22 protein-coding genes and 2 pseudogenes are annotated in these 22,003 nt (G+C 68.9%); 12 read left to right on the top strand and 12 right to left on the bottom strand.

Features of this window, described 5'->3' with window-relative positions; all coding sequences use genetic code 11:
• Nucleotides 1–5: 5 nt before the first annotated feature.
• A complete protein-coding gene (locus PV646_RS38445) occupies nt 6–911 on the bottom strand; it encodes a phosphotransferase (RefSeq protein ID WP_500347338.1) in 906 nt (301 codons plus the stop codon).
• Between the two features lie 71 nt (nt 912–982).
• On the opposite strand from PV646_RS38445, the gene PV646_RS38440 reads away from it, so the two are divergent.
• Genes PV646_RS38440 through PV646_RS38430 form a run of 3 tightly spaced genes read left to right on the top strand, consistent with a single transcriptional unit; the run spans nt 983 to nt 3,349 of the window.
• Nucleotides 983–1,552, top strand: coding sequence for an RNA polymerase sigma factor (locus PV646_RS38440; RefSeq protein WP_500347336.1), 570 nt, complete (start codon nt 983–985; stop codon nt 1,550–1,552).
• Entirely contained in the window at nt 1,549–2,391 is an 843-nt protein-coding gene (locus PV646_RS38435; protein WP_500347335.1) for a hypothetical protein, read from the top strand. Before PV646_RS38440 ends, PV646_RS38435 begins: the two co-directional genes overlap by 4 nt.
• A gap of 43 nt (nt 2,392–2,434) precedes the next feature.
• Nucleotides 2,435–3,349: an alpha/beta fold hydrolase gene (locus PV646_RS38430; RefSeq protein WP_500347333.1), complete on the top strand. Its 915-nt coding sequence runs from the start codon at nt 2,435–2,437 to the stop codon at nt 3,347–3,349.
• Here the strand turns inward: PV646_RS38430 and PV646_RS38425 are convergent.
• Complete coding sequence (locus PV646_RS38425) at nt 3,259–3,792, bottom strand: hypothetical protein (protein ID WP_500347331.1); 534 nt, start codon at nt 3,790–3,792, stop codon at nt 3,259–3,261. The two genes, PV646_RS38430 and PV646_RS38425, sit on opposite strands and share 91 nt — an antisense overlap.
• 20 nt (nt 3,793–3,812) lie before the next feature.
• Nucleotides 3,813–5,387, bottom strand: coding sequence for a WS/DGAT/MGAT family O-acyltransferase (locus tag PV646_RS38420; RefSeq protein ID WP_500347719.1), 1,575 nt, complete (start codon nt 5,385–5,387; stop codon nt 3,813–3,815).
• A 281-nt stretch (nt 5,388–5,668) separates the two neighbouring features.
• Between PV646_RS38420 and PV646_RS38415 the strand changes: the two genes are divergently transcribed.
• Nucleotides 5,669–6,427: an esterase/lipase family protein gene (locus PV646_RS38415; RefSeq protein ID WP_500347330.1), complete on the top strand. Its 759-nt coding sequence runs from the start codon at nt 5,669–5,671 to the stop codon at nt 6,425–6,427.
• Here the strand turns inward: PV646_RS38415 and PV646_RS38410 are convergent.
• Both PV646_RS38410 and PV646_RS38405 read right to left on the bottom strand, forming a co-directional pair.
• Nucleotides 6,424–7,335 (bottom strand): hypothetical protein, encoded by a 912-nt coding sequence (locus tag PV646_RS38410; RefSeq protein ID WP_500347328.1) that lies wholly within the window; start codon nt 7,333–7,335, stop codon nt 6,424–6,426. The two genes, PV646_RS38415 and PV646_RS38410, sit on opposite strands and share 4 nt — an antisense overlap.
• An 11-nt stretch (nt 7,336–7,346) precedes the next feature.
• A complete protein-coding gene (locus PV646_RS38405; RefSeq protein ID WP_500347327.1) occupies nt 7,347–8,315 on the bottom strand; it encodes a DUF2332 family protein in 969 nt (322 codons plus the stop codon).
• A gap of 59 nt (nt 8,316–8,374) precedes the next feature.
• On the opposite strand from PV646_RS38405, the gene PV646_RS38400 reads away from it, so the two are divergent.
• Nucleotides 8,375–9,133 carry an enoyl-CoA hydratase/isomerase family protein gene (locus PV646_RS38400; RefSeq protein WP_500347325.1) on the top strand — a complete coding sequence of 253 codons (759 nt, stop codon included), beginning with the start codon at nt 8,375–8,377 and terminating at the stop codon, nt 9,131–9,133.
• On the opposite strand, the gene PV646_RS38395 is transcribed toward PV646_RS38400, so the two are convergent.
• The 7 genes from PV646_RS38395 to PV646_RS38365 all read right to left on the bottom strand — a co-directional run bounded on the left by PV646_RS38395 (nt 9,134) and on the right by PV646_RS38365 (nt 12,797).
• A complete protein-coding gene (locus PV646_RS38395; RefSeq protein ID WP_500347323.1) occupies nt 9,134–9,733 on the bottom strand; it encodes an MBL fold metallo-hydrolase in 600 nt (199 codons plus the stop codon).
• Complete coding sequence (locus PV646_RS38390) at nt 9,733–10,821, bottom strand: S-(hydroxymethyl)mycothiol dehydrogenase (protein ID WP_500347321.1); 1,089 nt, start codon at nt 10,819–10,821, stop codon at nt 9,733–9,735. The genes PV646_RS38395 and PV646_RS38390 overlap by 1 nt, the downstream gene beginning before the upstream one ends.
• A 13-nt stretch (nt 10,822–10,834) precedes the next feature.
• Nucleotides 10,835–11,353 (bottom strand): VOC family protein, encoded by a 519-nt coding sequence (locus tag PV646_RS38385; RefSeq protein WP_500347320.1) that lies wholly within the window; start codon nt 11,351–11,353, stop codon nt 10,835–10,837.
• Nucleotides 11,354–11,443: 90 nt separating this feature from the next.
• Nucleotides 11,444–11,713 (bottom strand): DUF4235 domain-containing protein, encoded by a 270-nt coding sequence (locus PV646_RS38380; RefSeq protein ID WP_500347318.1) that lies wholly within the window; start codon nt 11,711–11,713, stop codon nt 11,444–11,446.
• Complete coding sequence (locus PV646_RS38375; protein WP_500347316.1) at nt 11,710–11,997, bottom strand: DUF3618 domain-containing protein; 288 nt, start codon at nt 11,995–11,997, stop codon at nt 11,710–11,712. The genes PV646_RS38380 and PV646_RS38375 overlap by 4 nt, the downstream gene beginning before the upstream one ends.
• Nucleotides 11,994–12,383, bottom strand: a complete 390-nt coding sequence (locus tag PV646_RS38370) for a phage holin family protein (RefSeq protein ID WP_500347314.1) — start codon at nt 12,381–12,383, stop codon at nt 11,994–11,996. Before PV646_RS38370 ends, PV646_RS38375 begins: the two co-directional genes overlap by 4 nt.
• Before the next feature lie 33 nt (nt 12,384–12,416).
• A complete protein-coding gene (locus PV646_RS38365; protein WP_500347313.1) occupies nt 12,417–12,797 on the bottom strand; it encodes a thioredoxin family protein in 381 nt (126 codons plus the stop codon).
• 134 nt (nt 12,798–12,931) lie between these two features.
• On the opposite strand from PV646_RS38365, the gene PV646_RS38360 reads away from it, so the two are divergent.
• From PV646_RS38360 to PV646_RS38330, 7 genes and pseudogenes are all read left to right on the top strand, one after another.
• The gene (locus tag PV646_RS38360; RefSeq protein WP_500347311.1) at nt 12,932–13,834 is read left to right on the top strand and encodes an ABC transporter substrate-binding protein; all 903 of its coding nucleotides are present in this window, start codon (nt 12,932–12,934) and stop codon (nt 13,832–13,834) included.
• Between the two features lie 7 nt (nt 13,835–13,841).
• Nucleotides 13,842–14,669, top strand: coding sequence for an amino acid ABC transporter permease (locus PV646_RS38355; protein WP_500347310.1), 828 nt, complete (start codon nt 13,842–13,844; stop codon nt 14,667–14,669).
• Nucleotides 14,656–15,412, top strand: a pseudogene (locus PV646_RS38350) (amino acid ABC transporter ATP-binding protein). The gene PV646_RS38355 and the pseudogene PV646_RS38350 overlap by 14 nt, the downstream one beginning before the upstream one ends.
• A 1-nt stretch (nt 15,413) precedes the next feature.
• Nucleotides 15,414–17,084 (top strand): aminotransferase class V-fold PLP-dependent enzyme, encoded by a 1,671-nt coding sequence (locus PV646_RS38345; RefSeq protein WP_500347309.1) that lies wholly within the window; start codon nt 15,414–15,416, stop codon nt 17,082–17,084.
• A gap of 133 nt (nt 17,085–17,217) precedes the next feature.
• Nucleotides 17,218–17,808: pseudogene (locus PV646_RS38340) on the top strand (chitobiase/beta-hexosaminidase C-terminal domain-containing protein); the annotation flags it as partial.
• A gap of 12 nt (nt 17,809–17,820) precedes the next feature.
• Nucleotides 17,821–19,767, top strand: coding sequence for a pectate lyase-like domain-containing protein (locus tag PV646_RS38335; protein ID WP_500347717.1), 1,947 nt, complete (start codon nt 17,821–17,823; stop codon nt 19,765–19,767).
• 61 nt (nt 19,768–19,828) lie between these two features.
• Nucleotides 19,829–22,000, top strand: coding sequence for a P-loop NTPase fold protein (locus PV646_RS38330; protein ID WP_500347307.1), 2,172 nt, complete (start codon nt 19,829–19,831; stop codon nt 21,998–22,000).
• Nucleotides 22,001–22,003 lie beyond the last annotated feature (3 nt).

Here is a 22,003-nt window from a genome sequence, read left to right as displayed (position 1 = left end):
ACGGGCTAGACGACGAGCACGCGCTCCACGTTGTGCTCGGCGATCGCCCTCATCGCGTCCCGGTTCGGGAAGTCCCCGTCGAGCAGCCGGAGCGGGCCCTCCATGAGCGAGAGGTGCTGTGCCAGGCGGTACAACGACATCCGCGCCTGGTCGAGGTCCGCGACGGGCCGGTAGTGCGGGCCGAACCGCAGCTCCAGGAACACGTGCTCCCACTCGACGTCGAAGAACATCGCGCCCTCGATGTCGATCAGCACCGGGCGCCCGTCCGCCACGAGCACGTGGTCCGGGCCCAGTTCGCCGTGGATCAGGCCGTACCGAGCTCGTGGCTCGATCGCCGCATGTCGTTGGCGCAGCTGGGTTTCCAGGCGGTCGCGTTCGGCGGCGACGCGTGGCACGCGGGCACAACACGCGTCGAGGTGTGTCAACGCCCGCTCCAGCACCACGTCCGGGATCGGTGGCGCGTCCAGGGGCTGCGGCGCGCTCGGACGGCCGTAGCGCGGGCTGGTGCGCCGGTGCATGGCCGCGAGGTCGTCCCACAACCGTTCCAGCGGCTCGGTGTCCTGGTCGAGCAGTTTCTCCAGGAACTCGGCGCCGAGGTCCTCGACCACGATCACGTCGGTGTCGACCAGCACCAGCCGCGGCACGCCCATGCCGGCCTCGGACAGCGCGGTGTGCGCGGTGAGGAACAGGTCGCGCCCGCTCGCGTTGCCGAACAACGGATCCGGCTCGTGCGACGGCCAGTAGTCCTCCGCGGCGCGCCACACGTAGGCGACGCCTGTCGTGCCGTCGTCGAGCGTCAGGCGGTAGACGCCCTTCTTGCTGCCGCCGTGCAAGCGGGCCACGTCGCTCAGTTCACGGCCGTACGCCGCCTGCGCGATGCCCGCGAGGTCGGCCACCCCCAGATGTGCCACGCTGCGGGACGTTAGTGATCGGCGCGTGAAACTGGTGCCAACACTTCTGGGGCGGGCGGACACGAACAGGTATGACAACGGACGACGACCGCGCGCTGTGGTCGCAGGCCGCCGAGGGCAGCTCGCGCGCCTTCGGGGTGCTGTTCGACCGGCACGCGAAGGCGGTCTACAACCACTGCTTCCGGTTGACCGCGTCGTGGGCCGAGGCGGAGGACCACCTGCAGGCGACGTTCCTGCTGGCCTGGCGCAAGCGCGACGACGTGCGGCTCGAACGCGAGTCGGCGTTGCCGTGGCTGCTGACGGTGGCCACGAACGTCGTGCGCAACGAGCAGCGCTCGCTCCTGCGACGGCTCAGGAACCTGCGGCGGCTGAGCGAGGAACCCGCGATGCCCGACCACGCGGACCTGGTGGCGGAGCGGCTCGACGACCAGCGGCAGATGAAGGAGCTGCTGGGCGCCGTGGCGAGATTGCCGCGCAACGAACGGGAAGCGCTCGCGCTGTGCGTGTGGTCGGACGTGTCGTACGCGGACGCGGCGGCGGTCCTCGGCATCACCGAGGGCAGCGTCCGGGCACGGGTCAGCAAGGCGAAGTCCAAGCTCCAGCAGCACCGCGAGCTCGTGCACACCGGGGAGGACCGATGACCAGCATGCTCCCGCCCACCCGTGACCTGCCCCCCGGCCGTCACACCCGGATCCGCGCCGAACTCGACCGCGCCGCCACCGGCCGCAAGCGCAGGCTGCTCTTCCCGGTCCTCGCCGGGGTCGCCTCGGTGGCCGCCGTGGCCACGAGCGTCATGATGCTCCAGCCGCCATCGGAACCGGTGCCCGCCGTCCAGATCACCACCTCACCGCCGGTCACGTCGACGACCCCGGACTTCGGGGTGCCGCCGGAGACCGTCGCGGCGATCGAGAAGGGCTGCGCGCAGAGCGCCGGGGTCGGCAAGGCGAAGCTGTACCAGTTGCTGAGCTCGCAGATCCGGTGGGCGTTGCTCTACACCGACAAGGAGGCCCTGACCTGCACCCTCGGCGTCGGCGGAATGGAGTACAACTCCGGCTTCTCCGGGACGCCGGTGAACTGGCTTCCCGGGCACCTCTACCGCGACTCCGGCGGGGCGAGGGCCGGCGGTGACCTGAACCTCAAGCCCGCCTACGCCGGCGTGCCCGGCGACCGCACCGTCGCCGGCCGCGTCGACGACCAGGTCGCCCGGCTGACGTACACGATCGACGGCCAGACCGTCGAGGCCACCATCGTCAACGGCACGTTCGCCGCGCGGATCCTCTACCCGTCGAACTGGGCGATCCCGAACGTCGAGGACCAGGGAGTTCTGCACGCCTACGACGCGGCGGGCACCCTGATCGCGACCGGTGCGGGCTACGGGGACGGCTGCTACGTCAGCCCGGAGACCGGCAAGATCATCTACGGCGACACCCGAGCGGACCCGCTGACGTGCAAGCAGGCGAGCCCCTGGAAGTCGCGCTGAACGTCACTACCGATCAGTACGCCCCAGCGACATACTGGTTGGTATGACGACTGTGGCGAACTTCGGCGGCACCAGTCACCACGCCGACCTCGACGGGCCCGTGCACTGGGTCGACTTCGGCGGACCGCAGGACGGTCCGCGCATCGTGCTCGTGCACGGACTCGGCGGCTCGCACCTCAACTGGGTGCTGCTGGCGCCGTTGCTCGCCCAGCGGGCCCGCGTGACGGCCGTCGACCTCGCCGGGCACGGCCTGACGAACCCGGAGGGGCGCCAGACCACCGTCCAGGCCAACACGCGGCTGCTGGGCCGGTTCCTGCGCGAGGTCGTGGGGGAGCCGGCGGTGCTGGTCGGCAACTCGATGGGCGGGCTGATCTCGCTCTTCCAGACCGCCCACGCCCCGGAGCTCGTCAGCGGTCTCGTGCTGGTCGACCCCGCGCTGCCGATGGTGCTCGGCACTCGACCCGACCCGACGATGCTCAGCACGTTCTTCCTGTACTCCGTGCCGGGGCTGGGGGAGCGGTTCCTGGCGAGGTCGAGGGCCGTGCCCGCCCGCCGGCAGGTCGACCGCCTGCTGGAGCTGGTCTGCGCGGACCCGTCCGGCATCCCCGAGGAGCTCAAGCTGGCCAGCGAGCACCTGATCGGCGAGCGCGCCAAGGTCGACGGGCTGGACACCGCGTTCCTCGCCGCCGCGCGCAGCGTCGTCTTCACGACGTCCAGGCGCGGCGCCTACTACGCGGCGATGGCCAAGGTCCGCGTGCCGGTGTTCCTGATGAGCGGCGACCGGGACCGGCTGGTCAACGTCGCCGCCGCCAGGGCCGTGGCGCGCAGGTTCCCGCACTGGCGCTACGACGAGTACGCGAACGTCGGTCACGTGCCCCAGATGGAGATCCCCGACGTGGTGTCCGAGAGGGTCCTGGCCTGGATGGACGCCAACCGCCTGAGCACGTCCGCGAGCTGACCCAGCGTGAGCCGCTCCCGCAGGACGGGGGCGGCTCCGGTCAGCACGAAGTGGTCGTCGTGCTGCTCGACGCCGGTCAGCTCGATGCCGCGCGGCAGTTCCGGCACCGCGAACACACGCGGGGGCAGCCACCTGTGCAGGCGCACGTGCAGCTCGGCGCCGACCAGCTGGACCGTCAGCGGGAACCAGCGGACCGGGTGCAGTTCGGGTACGTCCGCGAACTCCACCTCGACGCGGAACTCGACCGGCGAGGCCACCAGGACCGCGGGCGGGTTCACGTGCACGTCGTGGCACACGACGGTGGCGCGGCGGGCACGCCAGCGCGACCACCGCACGTCCTCCAGCTCCACGCGGACGTCGTCGAGCTGGCCGAGAGCCAGTCCCACGGCGCCCAGCCTCGCGTCGAGTCCCACCACGGTCAGGCGCAGGTCGTGCTCACCCACCTGGACCGTCAGGTCGTGTCTCAGGCCGTCGTCTCCGGCTTCACGCCGTTCGTGGCGGCCTTGGAGGTCGTCCGCACGGCACGGGGCTTGGGAGCGGGCTTCTTCGCGACCGGCTTCGGAGCGGCTGGCTTCGGAGCGGCGGCCTTCGGAGCGGCGGGCTTCGGAGTGGCGGGCTTGGCGTCCACGACCTTGTGGGCCGCCTCGGTCCTCTCCGCCGCCTCTGCGGCCAGCGCCACCATCTCGTCGAAGCCCGCGCGGATGCCGTCCGCGAGCAACTGGACGTCCGGCACGCCGTCGAAGTCGGCGTTGATGCCGAACGTGAACCGGTCGAGGTAGGAGAAGATGCCGACGGTGATCCGGATCGTCGAGGCGACCGGCACGTACGGGAACATCTCCACCAGCGGGCGGCCGAGCATGTAGAGCGGGATGCGCGGGCCCGGCACGTTCGTGGTGACGGTCTGCAGGATCTGCTGCGGGAACCGCATCGCGGTCCGCGAGCCCAGCGCCATCAGCGTCGGCGCGGCGAAGTTCGACAGGTTCGTGAGGACGTCGGCACCGGCGGCCTGGCGCGAGCTCTTCAGGTCGTCCATCTGCGCGCGGATCGACGCGAGGCGCTTCACCGGGTCGGCCTCGCCCACGGGCAGGTTCACCAGCACGGCGCTGACGCGGTTGTTCAGCTCGTTGTGCTGGTCGGCCTTGCGCATCGACACGGGGACCATGGTCCGCACGACCATGCCCTCGGTCAGTTCGCCGCGCTTCTCCAGCAGGTCGCGGAAGCCACGCGTGATCGCCGTCAGGATGACGTCGTTGACGGTGCCGCCGGCGGCCACGCGGATCTGCTTGATCTCCGCGAGGTTCGCGCGCGCCCACACCCAGCGGCGGTGTGGCCCGATAGGACCGTTCAAAGAGGTCGCCGCGCGCGTGACCAGACGCTTGGCCGTACCGGGAAGAGAACCGAGAACCGTCTTGCCGAAGTCCAGGATCTCACTGAGGGAACGGACGTTCCGTGCGACGGCGGGCAATGCGGACAGGTGCTGCACCGGCGTCACGATGGCGTCACGCACGCCGTCGACCACCAGGTCGAGCGTGGAGGGCTGCGGCTGCGGCGTCCACTCCTTCGGTTCCGGCAGCACGCTTTCCTGCTGGAAGTCCAGGATGAGCTGCAGCATGTCCGAACCGGACACTCCGTCGATCATGCAGTGGTGGACCTTGGAGATGATCGCCCAGCGTCCGCCTTCGAGCCCCTCGACGAGCCACGCCTCCCACATCGGCTTGGAGTCGTCGAGCTTCTGCGCGAAGATCCGGCCCGCGAGGTTGCGCAGCTGGTCCTCCCCGCCCGGCGACGGCACCGCGGTGTGGCGCACGTGGTAGAGGATGTTGAAGTGGTCGTCGTCGACCCAGACCGGACGACCCACGTGGAACGGCAGCGCCTTCACCTTCTGGCGGTAACGCGGCACCTGGTCCATGCGTGCCAGGAAGAGCCGGATCACGTCGCCGTAGGACGGGGCCGGCCCGTCGAAGACCAGGACGGAACCGACGTGCATGGGCACGTTCTCGTCCTCGATGAAGTAGAAGCTGGCGTCCAAAGAGCTCATCCGATCCACTTGAAAAATGGTAGAGGACCGGGGCGTCTCAATCGACGTCCATGCAGGTGAGAGGCACTGCACACCTGTGAGGTTGCCAACGCGTTACCTGCACGTGGCGAATCGAGACTCGAAAGTACTGGCGAAAAGATCGTTCACGAAACATCATGGACTCACCGGGCGACGTGGCCCGGGGCGCCGGCTCGGGGTTGTCGACGTGTGGGGAGGCTCCTATGTCTGCCGTTCCATCGGACGAAGTCTTCGAAGTGCCTGCCGCTTCGCCCCTGCACCTCGTGAGAGGCAGCGCTCCCGGTCTCTTCTGGTACCTCACCGAGCCCACCCGCTGCGCGCTCGACGTCAGCGAGTTCGTGGCCACCCGGTCGATGCTGCGCGGCGCGCCGTCCGGTGACGGCCACCCGGTCCTCGTCTTCCCCGGCCTCGGCGCCGCCGACTCGTCGACGGTGATGCTGCGCCGGTTCCTGTCCGGTTTGGGGTATCAGGTCAACCCGTGGGGCCTGGGCCGCAACATCGGGCCGACCCGCAAGGCCGTCGACGGCATGCACGCCTTGGTGAAGAAGGTTTCTGACGACTACAGCGCGCCGGTCTCGATCGTGGGCTGGTCGCTGGGCGGGATCTTCGCGCGCGAGATGGCCCGCGACCACCCGCACCGCGTGCGCCAGGTGATCACGCTGGGCTCGCCGTACAACATGAGCGATCCCGTGCAGTCACGGGCGATGCCGGCGTTCTCCCTGCTGGCCCGCCTGCACATCCCGAAGGAAGAGTTCCCGCCGCTGGAGTCGACGCGGCCGCCGATCCCGGTGCCCGCCACGTCGATCTACTCCAAGACGGACGGCATCGTCTCGTGGGAGTCGTGCGTCGAGGAACCGGGGCCACGCCGAGAGAACGTCCAGGTGTCGTCCTCACACCTGGGTTACGGCTTCAACTCCACCGTCCTGTGGGTGGTGGCGGACCGGCTGGCGCAGGCGGAGGGTACGTGGGCACCCTTCGCCGCGCCTCCGGGCATGGCCCGCATGTACCCGCGTGCCGCCTAGCGGAAGGCGTTGCGGGTGTAGGTCAGGCTGAAGTCGCCCTTGTTCGAGAAGTACCGGTCGATCAGCGCGGCCGGGTCGGTGGCCATGTACCCGCGGTAGATCGCGCCGTCGTTCTGGTCGTCCCAGCCCCACGGCGCGTGCGCGGCGTTGTCCTTGCCGTTGTCACCGCGGAACGTGCCGAACGACGCGAACGTCTCGGAGTTGTTGCGGCGCGCCCACATCCCGTTGGCTTCGAGGGTGTTCACCAGTCGATAGCCGACGCTGCGGTCGTTGCCGCCCGACGGCACCTCGCCGGTGGTGGCGGGGCGGTAGACCACGCCGTCACCGCCGGGGAAGTCGTTGCCGTTCCAGCGGTACAGGCCGTGGCCCTTGGCCTCCTGGAAGGTGGTGGGACGGCCGTCGGTCAGCAGCAGAGTGCCGTCGATGGTCTCGGCGCCGTTCTGGAACGGCGACCCGGCGGGCACGTAGGAGTAGAAGTCGCTGTGCGCCACCGTGACCGCGGCTTCGAGCTTGCCGAACCCGGTGTCCCTGCGGATGGCCAGGAGCGTGCCCTCCAGGTCGTTCTCGTGGGTGCGCTGGCCGAACGGGTCGGGCTGGTCGTCCCAGTCGCGTGGGTGGTAGAAGCCGTAGACGACGAACCAGTGCGTCGAGGTCTCGACCACGGAGTAGTAGGCGGCGCCGGTGAGCTTGGCGAGCTGCGGCTGGTTCTCCCAGTTGTTCTGGGCGTTCCAGTCGCCGTCGAAGTCCACTGTGGACAGGTAGTCGGCGTCGGCGTCCGACGAGTCCGTGTCCTGGTGGTGGACCGGGGCCCAGTGGAACGCCAGGTCGTGGTCGGAGACGGCATGGGCGGGTGCAGGGGTCAGGGCGAGGAGAGCGATCGCCACCAGACCAGCGCGCATCGTTTTCACGCCGCCGGAGGTTAGCTGTAGATGGTGACCGTCAGGCGGGGGTTCGAGCGAAAATCAGTCGACTCGTAGGCGACGCGCGCGAGTGGCATCGAGCCCGCCGCCGCGGTCAGCGTCGTCTCGATCTCGTGGCGTTCGTCCTCGGTCAGGTACGCCCAGAACGAGCTGTGCCAGATCACCGTGTACGTGCCCCGCTCCTCGGGCGGCACGAGGTTCTCGCGCAGCCACCGTCCGGCGGGGGAGCGCGCCACCTTCACGCCGACCTTCGCGGCGAGCTCGATGGCGTCGTCGAGGTCCCACCGCAGCGCGTCGTGCTCGGGCGGGATGAACGACTGCAGGATCATCGCGTGCTTCGGGTCGGCGGGGTCGCGCGGCTGCAGGTCGCAGCCGGCCCTGCCGACGATCTCCAGGTTCGGCGGCTGCGGCCCGATGGCGGCCAGACGCACCGGCGAGTCCTTGTCGCCCCACTCCCAGCCGAGGCCGAACCAGCGGTAGTGGTCGAGGATCAGGTTGAGCCCCGCGCACGCGCCGAGCTCGCGCAGCCGGACCTTCGGCGCGCCGATCATCGTGAGCCCTCGCAGCAGGAACGCCGCCGTCTTGGGCTGATGCTGTTGCACCGTCCGGTCGAGCGCCGCGAGGATCTCGCCCGGGTTCTCGACGATGGCCTTCCGCGCCGCGAGCCACGCCAGCAACGTCGTCGAGTCCGACTCCCCGGCCATCGCCGCCGCCTGCGCGCTGGTGAACCGCTGACTCAACTCCGGCGCCCGCCCCGACAACATCAGCAACCGCACCCCCGCGAGCGCCTGGATGCCGAACAAGGGGCTGTGCACGGCGCTGTGCGAACACAACAGGTCCGCCACCGGCCCGCCCTTGTCGAGCTCACCCGCGAGCTCCGAAAGGATGCGCGCGGACACCGGCGCGCTGGTGCGCAACCGCACCGCGAGCGTGCGCAACGTCGACGCACCGATGGCAGCAGCCGTCACGTGGTCCTCCAGGGTCTTCGACCAGGGGACATTACTAGGGCGTCGGTATCGTGCGGCGGGTGAGCGAGTTCCTGGAACTGTCCGCGGCCGGCCCGGTCGCCACGTTGACGATCAACCGACCGGCCAAGCGCAACGCCATGAGCTACGAGATGTGGTCGGCCCTGCCAGGGCTGCTCGGCGACGTTTCCGCAGATGAGAGCGTGAGGGTGCTCGTGATCCGGGGCGGGGGGCACTTCTCCGCCGGTGCCGACATCGCCGAGTTCTCCACGCTGCGGCGCGGGCCCGAGGGCGCCGCGCACTACGGCGAAGCTGTCCACAACGGCGAGCGCGCCATCGCACAACTGGACAAGCCCACGATCGCCGCGGTCTCCGGCTTCTGCGTCGGCGGCGGCTGCGAGATCGCGCTCGCCTGCGACATCCGGGTGGCCTCGGCCGACGCCCGGTTCGGCATCACGCCCGCGAAGCTCGGCATCGTCTACAACTTCACCTCCACCAAGGCGCTGGTGGACGCGGTGGGCCCGGCGTGGGCGAAGCAGATCCTGTTCTCGGCCGACCTGATCGACGCCTCGACGGCGTTGCGGATCGGCCTGGTCAACGAGGTCGTGGAGTCCCTGGACGCTCGCGTGAAGGAGCTGTCCGAGCAGATCGCGGGCCGCGCGCGGGTGTCCGTGCGGGGCGCGAAGAAGATCATCAACTCGATCACGGAAGGCGGGCACGAGGACGACTTCGTGCGCGCGCTGTACGCGGAGGCCGCCTCCAGCGCCGACTACGCCGAGGGCGTGACGGCGTTCCTGGAGAAGCGGCCTCCGCGGTTCTAGCTAGAAGACCTCGGCGGCGATCGTGGTGTCGTCGCCGTGGCCCGTGTGCACCACGGTCTCGCCGGGCAGCGTCAGCAGCTTCTCCCGGATCGACGCCTCGATGGTCGGCCGGTCCGAGAACGACCGGCCGGTCGCGCCCGGCCCGCCCTGGAACAGCGTGTCGCCGGTGAACACCGCGCCCAGCGACGGCACGTAGAAGCACACGGCGCCAGGCGAGTGGCCCGGCGTGTGCAGCACGTGGATCTCCTCGCCGGCGACGGTGATCACCTGACCGTCCTCCAGCGCCTGGTGCGGGAGAACGCCGGTGTGCGTCAGGTTCCACACCACGTGGTCGGCCTGGTGCAGTGCGAGAGGCGCGCCCGTCGCGTGCGCCAGGTCCGGTGCGACGCGGACGTGGTCGTCATGTGCGTGGGTCAGGAGGATCGCCACGACACGACGGCCGTCCACGGCCTTGAGGATCGCGTCCACGTCGTGCGGGGCGTCGATGACGACGCACTCGCTGTCGTCGCCGATGACCCAGACGTTGTTGTCGACGTCGAACGTCTCGCCGTCGAGCGAGAACGTGCCGGACGTGACGGTGTGGTCCACCCGCAGCGCCATCAGAACACCACGACCGATCGCAGCACGTCGCCGTGGTGCATCTTCTCGAACGCGCCCTCGACGCCGTCCAGCGCGATCTCCTCGCTGACGAACGCGTCCAGGTCGAAGCGGCCCTGCTGGTACAGGTCCACGAGCATCGGGAAGTCGCGCGACGGCAGGCAGTCGCCGTACCACGAGGACTTGAGCGAGCCGCCGCGCCCGAAGAAGTCGATCAGCGGCATGTCGAGCCTCATGTCCGGCGTCGGAACTCCCACCAGGACAACGGTTCCGGCGAGGTCGCGGGCGTAGAACGCCTGCTTCCACGTCTCCGGGCGGCCGACCGCGTCGATCACTACGTCCGCGCCGAACGAGTCCGTCAGGTCCTGGATCGCCGTCACGACGTCGTCGACCTCGCGGGCGTTGATCGTGTGCGTGGCACCGAAACCTTTGGCCCACTCCAGCTTCCGCGGGTCGGTGTCCACGGCGATGATCTTCGCGGCACCGGCGATGCGAGCGCCCGCGATGGCGCCGTCACCGACACCGCCGCAGCCGATCACGGCCACCGAGTCACCGCGGCCGACGTTGCCGGTGTTCATCGCGGCACCGACGCCGGCCATCACGCCGCAGCCCAGCAGGCCCACGGCCGCGGCACGGGCGGACGGGTCGACCTTCGTGCACTGTCCGGAGTGGACGAGCGTCTTCTCGATGAACGCGCCGATGCCCAGCGCGGGCGAGAGCTTCGTGCCGTCCAGCAACGTCATCGGCTGCGAGGCGTTGAACGTCGAGAAGCAGTACCAGGGCTTGCCGCGCTTGCAGGCGCGGCACGTGCCGCAGACCGCGCGCCAGTTCAGCACGACGAAGTCGCCGGGCTCGAGGTCCGTGACGCCCTCGCCGACCGACTCGACGACACCCGCGGCCTCGTGGCCCAGCAGGAACGGGAACTCGTCGTTGATGCCGCCCTCGCGGTAGTGCAGGTCGGTGTGGCAGACGCCGCACGCCTGGATCTTCACCACTGCCTCGCCGGGACCGGGATCGGGCACCAGCACCGAGGTCAGCTCGACGGGTTGTCCCTTGCCCCGGGCGACGATGCCCTTGACCTCTTGCGCCACTGCGACTCCGCTCTCAGTTGATCAGTGTCGTGCCTTCGAACTCGCCGAGAACTTCCCGGTAGAACTCAATCCCTACACCGTTGGGGTCGCGGATGTACAGGCTGTCCTCGACGCCGCGGTCAGGCCCCAGGTACTCGATCCCGGCCTCGTCCAGCTTGGACTTGATCTCGTCGAACCGCTCGGGCGAGATCGACAGGGCCAGGTGCTGAACGGCGCCGATCGTCTCGGAGAACGCCGGGTGGTCGTGGCCGGGGAAGTCGAAGAACCCCAGCAGGTTCTTGGCGCCGAGGTCGAAGAAGAAGTGGCTCGAGCCGTTGTAGTCGCGGTTCTCCACGAGCTCGACGAGCGGGAAGCCGAGGAACTCCTGGTAGAACTCGATCGTCTCCTGGACGTCCTTGCAGATCAGCGCGATGTGGTGCACTCCGCTGGTCGGCGAGCCGCCGCGCTCGGCGAGCGGCTTCACGTAGCGTTCGCGCAGCTCATCGCGCTTGGCCCGGATCGCGGCGAGCTCTTCACCCTCTGGCTGTGGCATGCCCGCCAGAATAGTTGATGGTTCAAACGGTCGCAGGCCCAGACGCCGAAGCCCGGCCCGCGTGCGGGCCGGGCCTCTGTTCGGCTCCGGTCAGTCTTCCTCGTCGCCGGGCCATTCACCGGTCAGCTTCTGGAAACCCTTGGCGCCACCGCGGTCGATCGCGGCCTTGACCAGGCCGAAGATGGCGCCCTGGATGGCCGCGGCCACGAGCACCTCGGTCCAGGCGCGGTTGCGCATCGTGGCGCTGGGCGCTTCCTTGTCGCCCGCGATCAGCTTCCAGATCTGGCCGAAGATCGCGGTGGCGAGGAAGCCTCCCAGTGCGCCGAACAGCATGCCCAGGGGGCGGTAGAGCACCTTCATCGGTTCCTCCGTGAGATCGCCCAGATCGCGACGATCAGCGCGACGAGCGCCGCCGCGATGGCACCGGGGTGTCGGCGCGCCTTCTCGACCTGCTCCGCGACGGGGTCGGGCAGCGAGTCGATCGCCTGATTGGTCGCGGCGGTCATCCGCACTACCGTCTCGTGCGCCTGCTCCTTGACGCGACCGGGCACGTCCACCTTGTGCGCCAAGGCTTCCACGGTCTCGCCGAGTTCACGCCGGGTGCGCTCGACATCGCGCTGCAGCTGGTCCTTGGGGTCGGTCATCGGTGCGCACTCTCCTTGATCGTCGCGATGTCCTGCTGGACGTTGTCCATGGCCTGCCTCGGCACCGGGGGAGCGGCCTGCTTGACCTGCCCCTTGCCCACGAGCGCGAAGACGCCCGCGAACAGCAGAAGGGCGGCCGCGACGATCAGTGCGGCCGCCCACGGCGGTACTACGAGAGCCAGCAGCAGGATCAGGCCCGCGACGACGCTGAGCCCACCCCACCACGCGAACACGCCGGCCACGCCGAACATCCCGGCGCCGACACCGGCGTGCTTGCCCTTGTCCTTGAGCTCGGCGACGGCGAGACGGATCTCATCGCGCGCGAGCCTGCTCACCTGCTCGGACAGCTGGCTCACCAGCTGTGCGGTCGACGTGTCGGTGTTCATGCACGTCAGATACCCACAGGTGGGTTACGTCAATCAGCCCTGCTGGGCCTGGGCCTCCGCGACCTTCGCGTGGACCTCTTCCATGTTCACTTCGCGCGCCTGCTGGATCAGGCCGTCGAGGGCCGGTCCGGGCAGCGCACCGGGCTGCGAGAACAGCACGACACCCTCGCGGACGATCATCAGCGTCGGGATCGACCGGATGCCGAACGTGGCCGCGAGCTCCTGCTGCGCCTCCGTGTCGACCTTGCCGAACACGATGTCCTCGTTCTTGTCCGACGCGGCTTCGTAGGTGGGCCCGAACGCGCGGCACGGACCGCACCACTCGGCCCAGAAGTCGACCAGGACGATGCCGGAGCCGTCGGAGTCACCGACCACCTCGTCGAAGTTCTCCTTGGTCAGCTCGACCGTCGCCATGTTGGTCCTCCTCGTTTGCTGGGGGCATCCCACCCAACGAAGCGGGCGTCGATGGAATTCCCCGAGTGCCCCCGGTCACGCCTGGTTTCAACTTTTTGTGGACGTCTTCAACTCGACGTTGTACGGTCCCCGCCATGATGCCGCGCCTGCTCGTGACTTCGCTGCTCGTACTGGGGCTCGCCGCCTGCGGGTCCACGTCTGACACCACTCAGACGTCCACGCCTCCGTCGTCCGACCTGGGCTCGGTCAAGAAGGACGACGCGCTGGCCGCGCTGCTGCCGCCCGAGATCGCCTCGGCCGGCACGTTGAAGGTCGGGTCGAACATCCAGAACCCGCCGAACAACTTCTACGACCAGGACGGCAAGACCCCGATGGGGTCCGAGGTCGACCTGATCAAGGCGATCTCCGCCAAGCTCGGGCTCAAGGCCGAGCACAGCGACATGGCGTTCAGCTCGCTGATCACGAGCCTCGAGACCGGCCGCGTCGACGTGACGATGGCCGCGATGAACGACACCGCGGAGCGCCAGCAGAAGATCGACTTCGTCGACTACTTCACCTCCGGCATCACGATCATGGTGCAGAAGGGGAACCCGCAGGGCGTCAAGTCCGTCGAGGACCTCTGCGGCAAGGGCATCGCGGTGAACCTGGGCAGCTCGCAGGAGCAGTTCGGCAAGGAGCAGAGCGCCAAGTGCGTGGCCGCCGGCAAGGGCGAGGTCACGCTGAGCGTCACCGACAGCGACACCGGCAACCAGAACCAGTTGCGCACCGGCCGCGTCGCCGCGATCCTCAACGACCTGCCGACCGCCGTCTACGTCGCGAAGACCGCCGGTGACGGCCAGTACTTCGAGGTCGTGCCGCTCGCGCCGATCAACGGTGGCCCGTACGGCATCGGCGTCGCGAAGAAGAACGCCAAGCTGTCCGAGGCGATCAAGGGCGCGCTGCAGTCCCTGATCGACGACGGCACCTACGAGAAGATCGTCACCACCTGGGACATCAAGCAGGGTGCGATCACGAAGGCCGCCATCAATGGCAAGTGACACCCGTATGAACGGCGCCGAAGAAGAACTGACGGGGAAAGAACTGGTCGTCGTGCCGCTGAGCCACCCGTGGCGGTGGATCAGCGGCGCGGTGATCGTGCTGGTCATCGCGGGCCTGGGCTGGTCGATGTCCGAGGCCCAGATCCAGTGGGAGGACGTGCCGGGGTTCTTCACGCACCCCGTGATGCTCGAAGGCCTGCTCAACACCATCGTGCTGGCGCTGGCCGCGCAGGGCGGCGCCATCGTCCTCGGCGTGGTCGTCGCGCTGATGCGGTTGTCGGCCAACCCCGTCGCGCGGTGGTTCGCCGTCGGCTACATCTGGCTGTTCCGCGGTCTGCCGGTGCTCCTGCAGATCCTGATCTGGTTCAACCTCGCGCTGGTGTTCCAGAACATCAGCATCCCGGGGCTGTTCTCGGTGCCCACCAACGTGGTCATGACCGCGTTCGTCGCGGCGTTGCTCGGCCTGGGTCTCAACGAGAGCGCCTACATGGCCGAGATCGTCCGCGCGGGCCTGAGCAGCGTCGACGAGGGCCAGACCGAGGCGGCCAAGTCGATCGGCATGACACCGCTGACGACTCTGCGCCGAGTGGTGCTGCCGCAGGCCATGCGGGTGATCATCCCGCCCACCGGCAACAACTTCATCAACATGATCAAGGGCACCTCGATGGCGTCGGTGATCGCCTTCACGGAGCTCATCCACGCCGCGAACAACATCTCCTCGCGCAACCTGGAGATCATGGAAACCCTGTTCGCCGCCGCGGCCTGGTACCTCGTGATGGTCTCCCTCGCGTCGATCGGGCAGCACTACCTGGAGCGTGCTTATGGCCCTCGTTGAGGCGATCGGTGTCCGCAAGTCGTTCGGCCACACCGAGGTGCTCAAGGGCATCGACCTGGAGGTCGAGCGCGGCGAGGTCGTGTGCCTGCTCGGCCCGTCGGGCGCGGGCAAGTCGACGTTCCTGCGTTGCGTGAACCACCTGGAGACGATCGACGCCGGCCGCATCTGGGTCGACGGTGTGCCCGTCGGGTTCCGGGCGGCCGGCGGCAAGCTCTACGAGCTGCGCGAACGCGACGCGGCCCACCAGCGGCGCGACGTCGGGATGGTGTTCCAGCGGTTCAACCTGTTCCCGCACCGCACGGCGCTGGAGAACATCATGGAGGGTCCGGTCCAGGTCCTCGGGCGCCGCAAGGCCGAGGTGGGCGCCGAGGCGCTGGCTGCTGGAACGGGTGGGACTGGCCGAGAAGGCCTCCGCCTACCCGGGCCAGTTGTCGGGCGGTCAGCAGCAACGTGTTGCGATCGCGCGCGCTCTGGCGATGAAGCCCAAGCTGATGCTGTTCGACGAGCCCACGTCCGCGTTGGACCCGGAGCTGGTCGGCGAGGTGCTCGACGTGATGACCTCGCTGGCCCGCGACGGCATGACGATGATCGTGGTCACCCACGAGATCGGCTTCGCCCGCTCGGTCGCCGACCGCGTGGTGTTCCTCGTCGACGGCGCGGTGGTCGAGTCCGGCACACCGGCCGACGTCCTGGACAATCCGCAGCAGCCGCGCACGCAACAGTTCCTCGCAAAGGTGCTCTGAGTTGATCGACGCCTCGTACCTCGCCCAGTTCCGCGAACCGGAGGGGTATCTCGACTTCGCCCGCTTCGGCCCGCCGTCGCTCCCGGTGGTCACGGCCACCGCGCGGTTGATGGAACAGGCCTCCCTGGCCGGACCATCCACTGTGGACACGCTGATGCGCGAGGAACAACGGGTGAAGGCCGCCGTCGCGCGCCTCTGCCGTTCGGACACCGACCACGTCGCGCTGGTGCCGAACACCTCGATCGGCCTGTTCCAGGCGGCCTTCGGCCTGTCCGGCACGGTCATGTACTCGGCCGCGGAGTTCCCGTCCAACACCTACCCGTGGGTGCGGGCGGGCCTCCCGTCGGTCGTGCTGGACGGCCCGGTGCACCCTGCGGCCGTGGCGGCGGGCCTGACTCCCGAGGTGTCCGCGCTGTCGGTGTCCGCGGTGGACTTCCGCACCGGCTACCGCGCGGACCTGGCGGCGTTGCGCGAGGCGGTGGGCGACCGACTGCTGATCGTGGACGGCATCCAGGGCTTCGGCGTGGTCGACGAACCGTGGGAACTGGCCGACGTGCTGGTGGTGGGCGGCCAGAAGTGGCTGCGCGCAGGCTGGAGCACCGGCTTCGTGGTGCTCTCGGACCGAGCGCTGGAACGCCTGTCGCCGGTGCTGTCGGGCTGGACGGGCGCTCTCGACGCGGGCCTGTTCGACGACTCGGTCCACGACGCGGCCCCGGACGCCGCCTCCTGGAACATCACGAACCTCTCCCCGGTCGTCTCCGGCGCCTTCGCCGAAGCGCTGGAACTCGTGGAGCTGGCCGGAGTGTCCTCTTTGGACGCGGCGGTGAGCGAGATCGTCGCCGAGGCCGAGGAGATCGTGCTGTCCAGTGGGGGCAAGATCGTCTCCGCCCGCGAACGCCGTGCGGGCATCCTCGCGTTCACCATGCCCGAGGCGGCCTCCGTGGTCGGCGAAGCGTTGAACACGTTCGGGATCACCGCCACCATCCGCCCCGAGCACGTCCGCCTGTCCCCGCACGCCACCACCTCGCGCGGCACGCTGGAACGACTGCGCGCGGCCCTGAAGTCGTTGTCCGGGGCGGCTTCCTCCCCGATCCCGGCAGCGCTGTCGGCCCTCGTGCCCACCATCGACAGCCTCGCCTCTGCCCTGGGGCCGGACACCGAGGTCGTGGTGCACGACCTGTCCCGCCTGCCGAACTCCATCATCGCGATCGCGGGTTCCCTGACGGGCCGCCAGGTCGGCGGCCCGATGACGGACCTGTTGCTGGGCCTGGTCCGCCGCGGCACCACCACCGACATGCCCGGCTACGAGACCTACGCCCCGGACGGCCGTGCTATCTCCTCGTCCACCACCTTCGTGCGCGACGCGGCCGGCATCGCCGTGGGTTGCCTGTGCGTCAACAAACTCGCCGCACACGAGGCGTCCGGTCCCGTCCCGGTGGAGTCGTTCCCGCAGGACGTGGACACGCTCCAGCGCGTGCTGGTCGAGAAGGCGATCGCCGACGTGGGCGTGCCGGTCGAGCTGATGAAGAAGGTGCACAAGTCGCAGGTCGTCCGAGTGCTGGACGAGGCGGGCTTCTTCCTCATCCGCGACTCGGTCGACCACCTGGCGGGCGTCCTGGAGGTCACCCGCTACACGATCTACAACTACCTCAACGAGAACCGGGGAACCTGAGCAACCCTGTGGCACGTCTGCTCGTTCGGGTGAAAACAGTCCCGGTGCGGCCATTCGTGTTTCGCTGGAGCCGCCCACCTTTCTTGTAACTTACGTCTTCCCTCGACGTCATCTCGCCTTTACCGTTCCAGGTGTGAGAGCGCTCTCAAAGGTGAGATGGCGGCGTGGACTCGCCGCCGTAGCGATTGCCCTGTCGTCATTGGCGACGGTCGAGGCCGCGTACGCGGCCGACGACTACACGCAGAACGTGACCGCGATCGACGCGACTCAGGCCCGGATCGACTTCACGCCGACGACCCCTGCGAACTACGTCGACGTGCACTACCTGATCAGCGGCACCCCGCAGCAGAACTTCCGGATGACCAACAACGCCGGGACCTGGCAGAAGACCGTCGGGTCGCTGTCGTCCGGCACGGTCATCGACTACTGGTTCACCTACGAGAAGAGCGGTCCGCAGTACGACACGCCGCACTTCACGTACACCCACCAGGGTGCGGTGCAGCCGGTGGCGACGCCGACGTTCACCCCGCCCGCTGGCACGTACTCGACCGCGCAGACGGTCAGCATCTCCACCAGCACCTCGGGTGCGACGATCCGGTACACCACCGACGGGTCGACGCCGACCGCGAGCAGTCCGGTCTACAGCGGGCCCATCTCGGTGCCCGGCAACAGGACCATCAACGCGATTGGTATCAAGTCCGGTCAGCCCAACTCGGCGGTCGGCAGTGCTCAGTACGTGATCGGCACGCCGGTCGCGACGCCGACGTTCAGCCCGCCGGGTGGTGCCTACGCGTCCGCGCAGACGGTGACGATCTCGACGTCGACCAGTGGCGCGACGATCCGGTACACAGTGGACGGTTCTACGCCGACCGGGAGCAGTCCGGTCTACAGCGGGCCGATCTCCGTGCCCAGCAACAGGACCATCAGTGCCATCGGCATCAAGTCCGGGCTCGTGAACTCCGCTGTGGCCAGCGCGACGTACACGATCGGCACGCAGCAGGGATGCGTCCAGTCGGACAACCCGAACTTCGGGCCGAACACGCGGATCTTCGACCCGACCATGTCGGCGACGAGCATCCAGACGCAGCTCGACATCGACTTCAACAACCAGAAGGACACGATCACCGCGCAGATGGCGCCGCGGCGGGTCGCGCACCTGTTCAAGCCCGGTACCTACAGCGGTATCCACGACGACGTCGGTTACTACACGTCGGTTTCGGGGCTGGGCCGCAACCCCGGCGACGTGGTGATCAACGGTGACATCACCGTCGACGCGTTCAACGAGTCGGACAAGGGTGTGGCGCTGCAGAACTTCTGGCGCTCCGCCGAGAACATGGCCGTGGTTCCGAGCAGCGGCACCAACCGCTGGGCCGTCGCGCAGGCCGCGCCGTTCCGGCGCATGGACGTCCGCGGCAACCTGGCGCTCTACCCGGCCAGCTACGGGTTCGCGTCCGGTGGCTACACGGCCGACACGCGGGTGTCCGGTCAGACCGCGTCGGTGTCGCAGCAGCAGTGGTACACGCGCGATTCCAACTACGGCAGCTGGAACGGCGGCGTGTGGAACATGGTGTTCTCCGGAACGCCCGGTGCCCCCGCGACCACGTTCCCGACGCCTCCGTCGACGAACCTGGCGACGACGCCGATCTCGCGCGACGTGCCGTATCTCTACCTCGACGGCAACCAGTACCGGGTGTTCCTGCCCTCGTTGCGCACCAACGCTTCCGGCGCCTCGTGGCTCAACGGTGGCACGCCCGGCACCTCGCTGCCGATGAGCCAGTTCTACGTCGTGAAGTCCGGTGACACGGCCGCCACGATCAACGCGGCACTGGGCCAGGGCTGCAACCTGTTCTTCACGCCCGGCATCTACAACGTCAACCAGACGATCAACATCACGCGGCCCAACACCGTCGTGCTGGGCATCGGCTACGCGACGATCGTGCCGCAGAACGGCGTCACCGCGATGCAGGTCGCGGACGTCGACGGCGTGCGGATCAAGGGCATCCTGTTCGACGCCGGCACCACGCTGTCGAACTCGCTGCTGACCGTCGGGCCCGCGGGCTCCTCGGCCTCGCACGCGGCCAACCCGACGACGCTGCAGGACGTGTTCTTCCGCGTCGGCGGCGCCATCGCGGGCAAGGCGACGAACAGCCTCGTCGTCAACAGCCACAACACGATCATCGACCACAGCTGGATCTGGCGCGCCGACCACGGCAACGCCGGCACCTGGGGCTGGGACGAGGCGATCGGGGACACCGGCCTGGTGGTCAACGGCAACGACGTGCTGGCCACCGGCCTGTTCGTCGAGCACTACCAGAAGTACCAGGTCATCTGGAACGGGGAGCGCGGGCGGACCATCTTCTTCCAGAACGAGATGCCGTACGACGTGCCGAACCAGGCGACCTGGAACAGGCCGAACGGGCAGGCCGGGTACGCGGCCTACAAGGTCGGCGACAACGTCACCACGCACGAGGCGTGGGGGCTCGGCAGCTACTGCTTCTTCAACGTCAACCCGTCGGTGCGCGCCGAGAACGCCTTCGAGGTGCCCAACCGGTCCGGCGTGAGACTGCACAACCTGCTGACCGTGTCGCTCAACTACCAGGGCACGATCACCCACGTGGTGAACAACGTGGGCGGGGTGACACCGCCGGGCACCGTGCCGGTGAACGTCATCAGCTACCCGTAATCCCGACGCGGGTCCGGATCATCCGCCACAATCGTCGGTTGTGGCGGATGATCTTCCTTGGGTGCGGGACGTCGACAGGACGAGGCTGCTGAAGGAGCCGAGCGGCTCACCAGGCGTCTACCTGCCGAGAGACGTCGATGTCCAGCTGGACCGCGCGCTGCGCCGTCCCGGTGTGGTGCTCGTGCGGACGGAACCGGGTGGGGCCGGCGCGCGCAGGGCCGTCTACGAGGCGCTGCTGCGCGTGCTGCCGGACAAGCCCATCGTGGTGAACCCCGACGAGGGCGCGCCCGTGGTGCCGGAATCGGTGGTGTGGTTCGACTACGGATCGGTCCCGAGCCGGATCGACCTGAGCACGCCGCGCTGGATCATCGTGTTCGAGTCCGCGATGACCCGCAACCTCCCCAACTGGGTGGTGGACGCGGTCGTCGTCCAGGTGTCGATCTACCTGAGCGAGGGCGAGAAGGACGACGTCCGACGGTTGTACCCCTCCCTCCCGCCGGTCGACACGGTTCAGGAGTTCCTGCACCAGGTCCGGCAGGCCGGGCCGATCCGGGTGCACGCGGGCTACCGGGCGGACGACGAGGGCGGCGCCGACCGGCTCGGCATCGAACCCGACGTCGCGATGCTCGCGGACCTGATGGCGTCCCGGCTGATCAAGCCGCCGCTGTCGATCGGGTTGTTCGGCAGCTGGGGCAGCGGCAAGAGCTTCTTCATGCGGCAGCTGGAACGGCGGATCGACGATCTCGCGCAGCGTCACGACGTGTACTGCTCGTCGGTGCGGCAGATCAGGTTCAACGCCTGGCACTACGTCGAGGCCGATCTCTGGGCGTCGCTCGCCACCCACATCTTCGACACCCTCGCCAACGGGTCGGCGCACGACCTGGAGCGCATCGCCGACGAGTTCGCGGAGCAGCGCAAGGAGAAGACGTCGCTGGTCGACCGGCTGGCGACCGTCAGGCTCGAACGGATGGCGGTCGCCGCCCAGCAGCAGAAGAGCCTCGGCTCGGCGCGCCGCAGGCTCTCCAGGCAGCTCGCTGAGGGCGACCTGTCGTTCGTGGCACCGGGCGTGAAGGTGCCGGAGTTCGTGTGGGGGCAGGTGCGCAAGGACCGCACCGCGATCATCACGCTGTTGCTGGGGGCTCTGGTCGTCGCCGGGCTGTTCGTGGTGACGGCGACGTGGCCGCTGGTGCTGGCCGCGACCGTGGCGGCCGCGACGCCGGTGCTCGCGCGGGCCGCCAAGGCGGTGACGTGGTTCCGGGAGCTCAAGGACCGGCAGGACCCGCTGGACGACCGGCTCGCCGAGCTCGACGAGGAGATCGAGGGGCTGGAGCGGTCGATCGGGGAGCTGGCGCCGGACGTCGCCGAGTACGCGCGCACCCGTGACAACGACTACCAGCAGCACCTGGGCGTCGTTTCGCTGGTGCGCAAGGACTTGGAGATGTTCGCGGCGATCCTCGCCCACAGCACGGCCGGGCCGGAACGGATCGTGCTCTACATCGACGACCTCGACCGGTGCCCTCCGCCTGTCGTGATCAAGGTGCTCGAGGCGGTGCACCTGTTGCTCGCGCAGCCCGTGTTCGTGGTGGTCGTCGGCGTGGACGCGAGGTGGCTGCTCAGGGCCCTGGAACAGCACTACACCGAGATGCTGGACGACCCGGTCGACTACCTGGAGAAGATCTTCCAGGTGTCCTTCGCGCTGCCGCCGATGGAAGGCGGGGGATTCCGGCGGCTGGTGTCGGACCTGGCCGGGGAGGAGTTCGGTGAGGCGAGTTACCTCACTCCGTTGCACGACGACCCCCAGGACCTGCCGCGCGTGACGAGTCCGGCGCCCGTCGAGGAGCCGGGTGAGTCGCTCGACCACGCGCCGCGCGGCATGCGGATCACCGGGCCGGAGTTGCTCTACCTGGAGAGCCTCGCGCCGCTGGTGCGCACGCCGCGCGCCGCCAAGCGGTTGGTGAACCTGTATCGGCTGGTCAGGGCCCGCTCGGCGGTTCTGGAGTCCGACGGGTTCCTGAGCACCGACTACCGGGTCGTGCTGGTGCTGCTGGCGGTGCTCGTCGGCCGGTCGGGGCAGTGCGACGCGCTGTTCGACGCCATCGAGTCGGGCCGGGACTGGCGGCAGGAGAGGGACCGGCTGGTCGGTGATCTCGCCGTGCCGGACGACCTGTCCACCTACCGGAAGTGGCTGCCGCTGGTGCGGCGATTTTCCTTCACGACCGCCGCATTGCGATGATGC

Source organism: Streptomyces sp. ID05-26A, assembly GCF_033794685.1.
Lineage (GTDB): Bacteria > Actinomycetota > Actinomycetes > Mycobacteriales > Pseudonocardiaceae > Lentzea.
The sequence above is the reverse complement of the archived record's forward strand: the minus strand, read 5'-3'. Positions and strand labels throughout refer to the sequence as shown.

Coding starts and splice junctions, on each gene's coding strand:
- PV646_RS38420 (WP_500347719.1), bottom strand. CDS start 5,387: ATGAGCTCTTTGGACGCCAGCTTCTACTTCATCGAGGACGAGAACGTG.
- PV646_RS38430 (WP_500347333.1), top strand. CDS start 2,435: ATGACGACTGTGGCGAACTTCGGCGGCACCAGTCACCACGCCGACCTC.
- PV646_RS38365 (WP_500347313.1), bottom strand. CDS start 12,797: ATGGCGACGGTCGAGCTGACCAAGGAGAACTTCGACGAGGTGGTCGGT.
- PV646_RS38370 (WP_500347314.1), bottom strand. CDS start 12,383: ATGAACACCGACACGTCGACCGCACAGCTGGTGAGCCAGCTGTCCGAG.
- PV646_RS38395 (WP_500347323.1), bottom strand. CDS start 9,733: ATGGCGCTGCGGGTGGACCACACCGTCACGTCCGGCACGTTCTCGCTC.
- PV646_RS38380 (WP_500347318.1), bottom strand. CDS start 11,713: ATGAAGGTGCTCTACCGCCCCCTGGGCATGCTGTTCGGCGCACTGGGA.
- PV646_RS38360 (WP_500347311.1), top strand. CDS start 12,932: ATGATGCCGCGCCTGCTCGTGACTTCGCTGCTCGTACTGGGGCTCGCC.
- PV646_RS38355 (WP_500347310.1), top strand. CDS start 13,842: ATGAACGGCGCCGAAGAAGAACTGACGGGGAAAGAACTGGTCGTCGTG.
- PV646_RS38375 (WP_500347316.1), bottom strand. CDS start 11,997: ATGACCGACCCCAAGGACCAGCTGCAGCGCGATGTCGAGCGCACCCGG.
- PV646_RS38435 (WP_500347335.1), top strand. CDS start 1,549: ATGACCAGCATGCTCCCGCCCACCCGTGACCTGCCCCCCGGCCGTCAC.
- PV646_RS38440 (WP_500347336.1), top strand. CDS start 983: ATGACAACGGACGACGACCGCGCGCTGTGGTCGCAGGCCGCCGAGGGC.
- PV646_RS38385 (WP_500347320.1), bottom strand. CDS start 11,353: ATGCCACAGCCAGAGGGTGAAGAGCTCGCCGCGATCCGGGCCAAGCGC.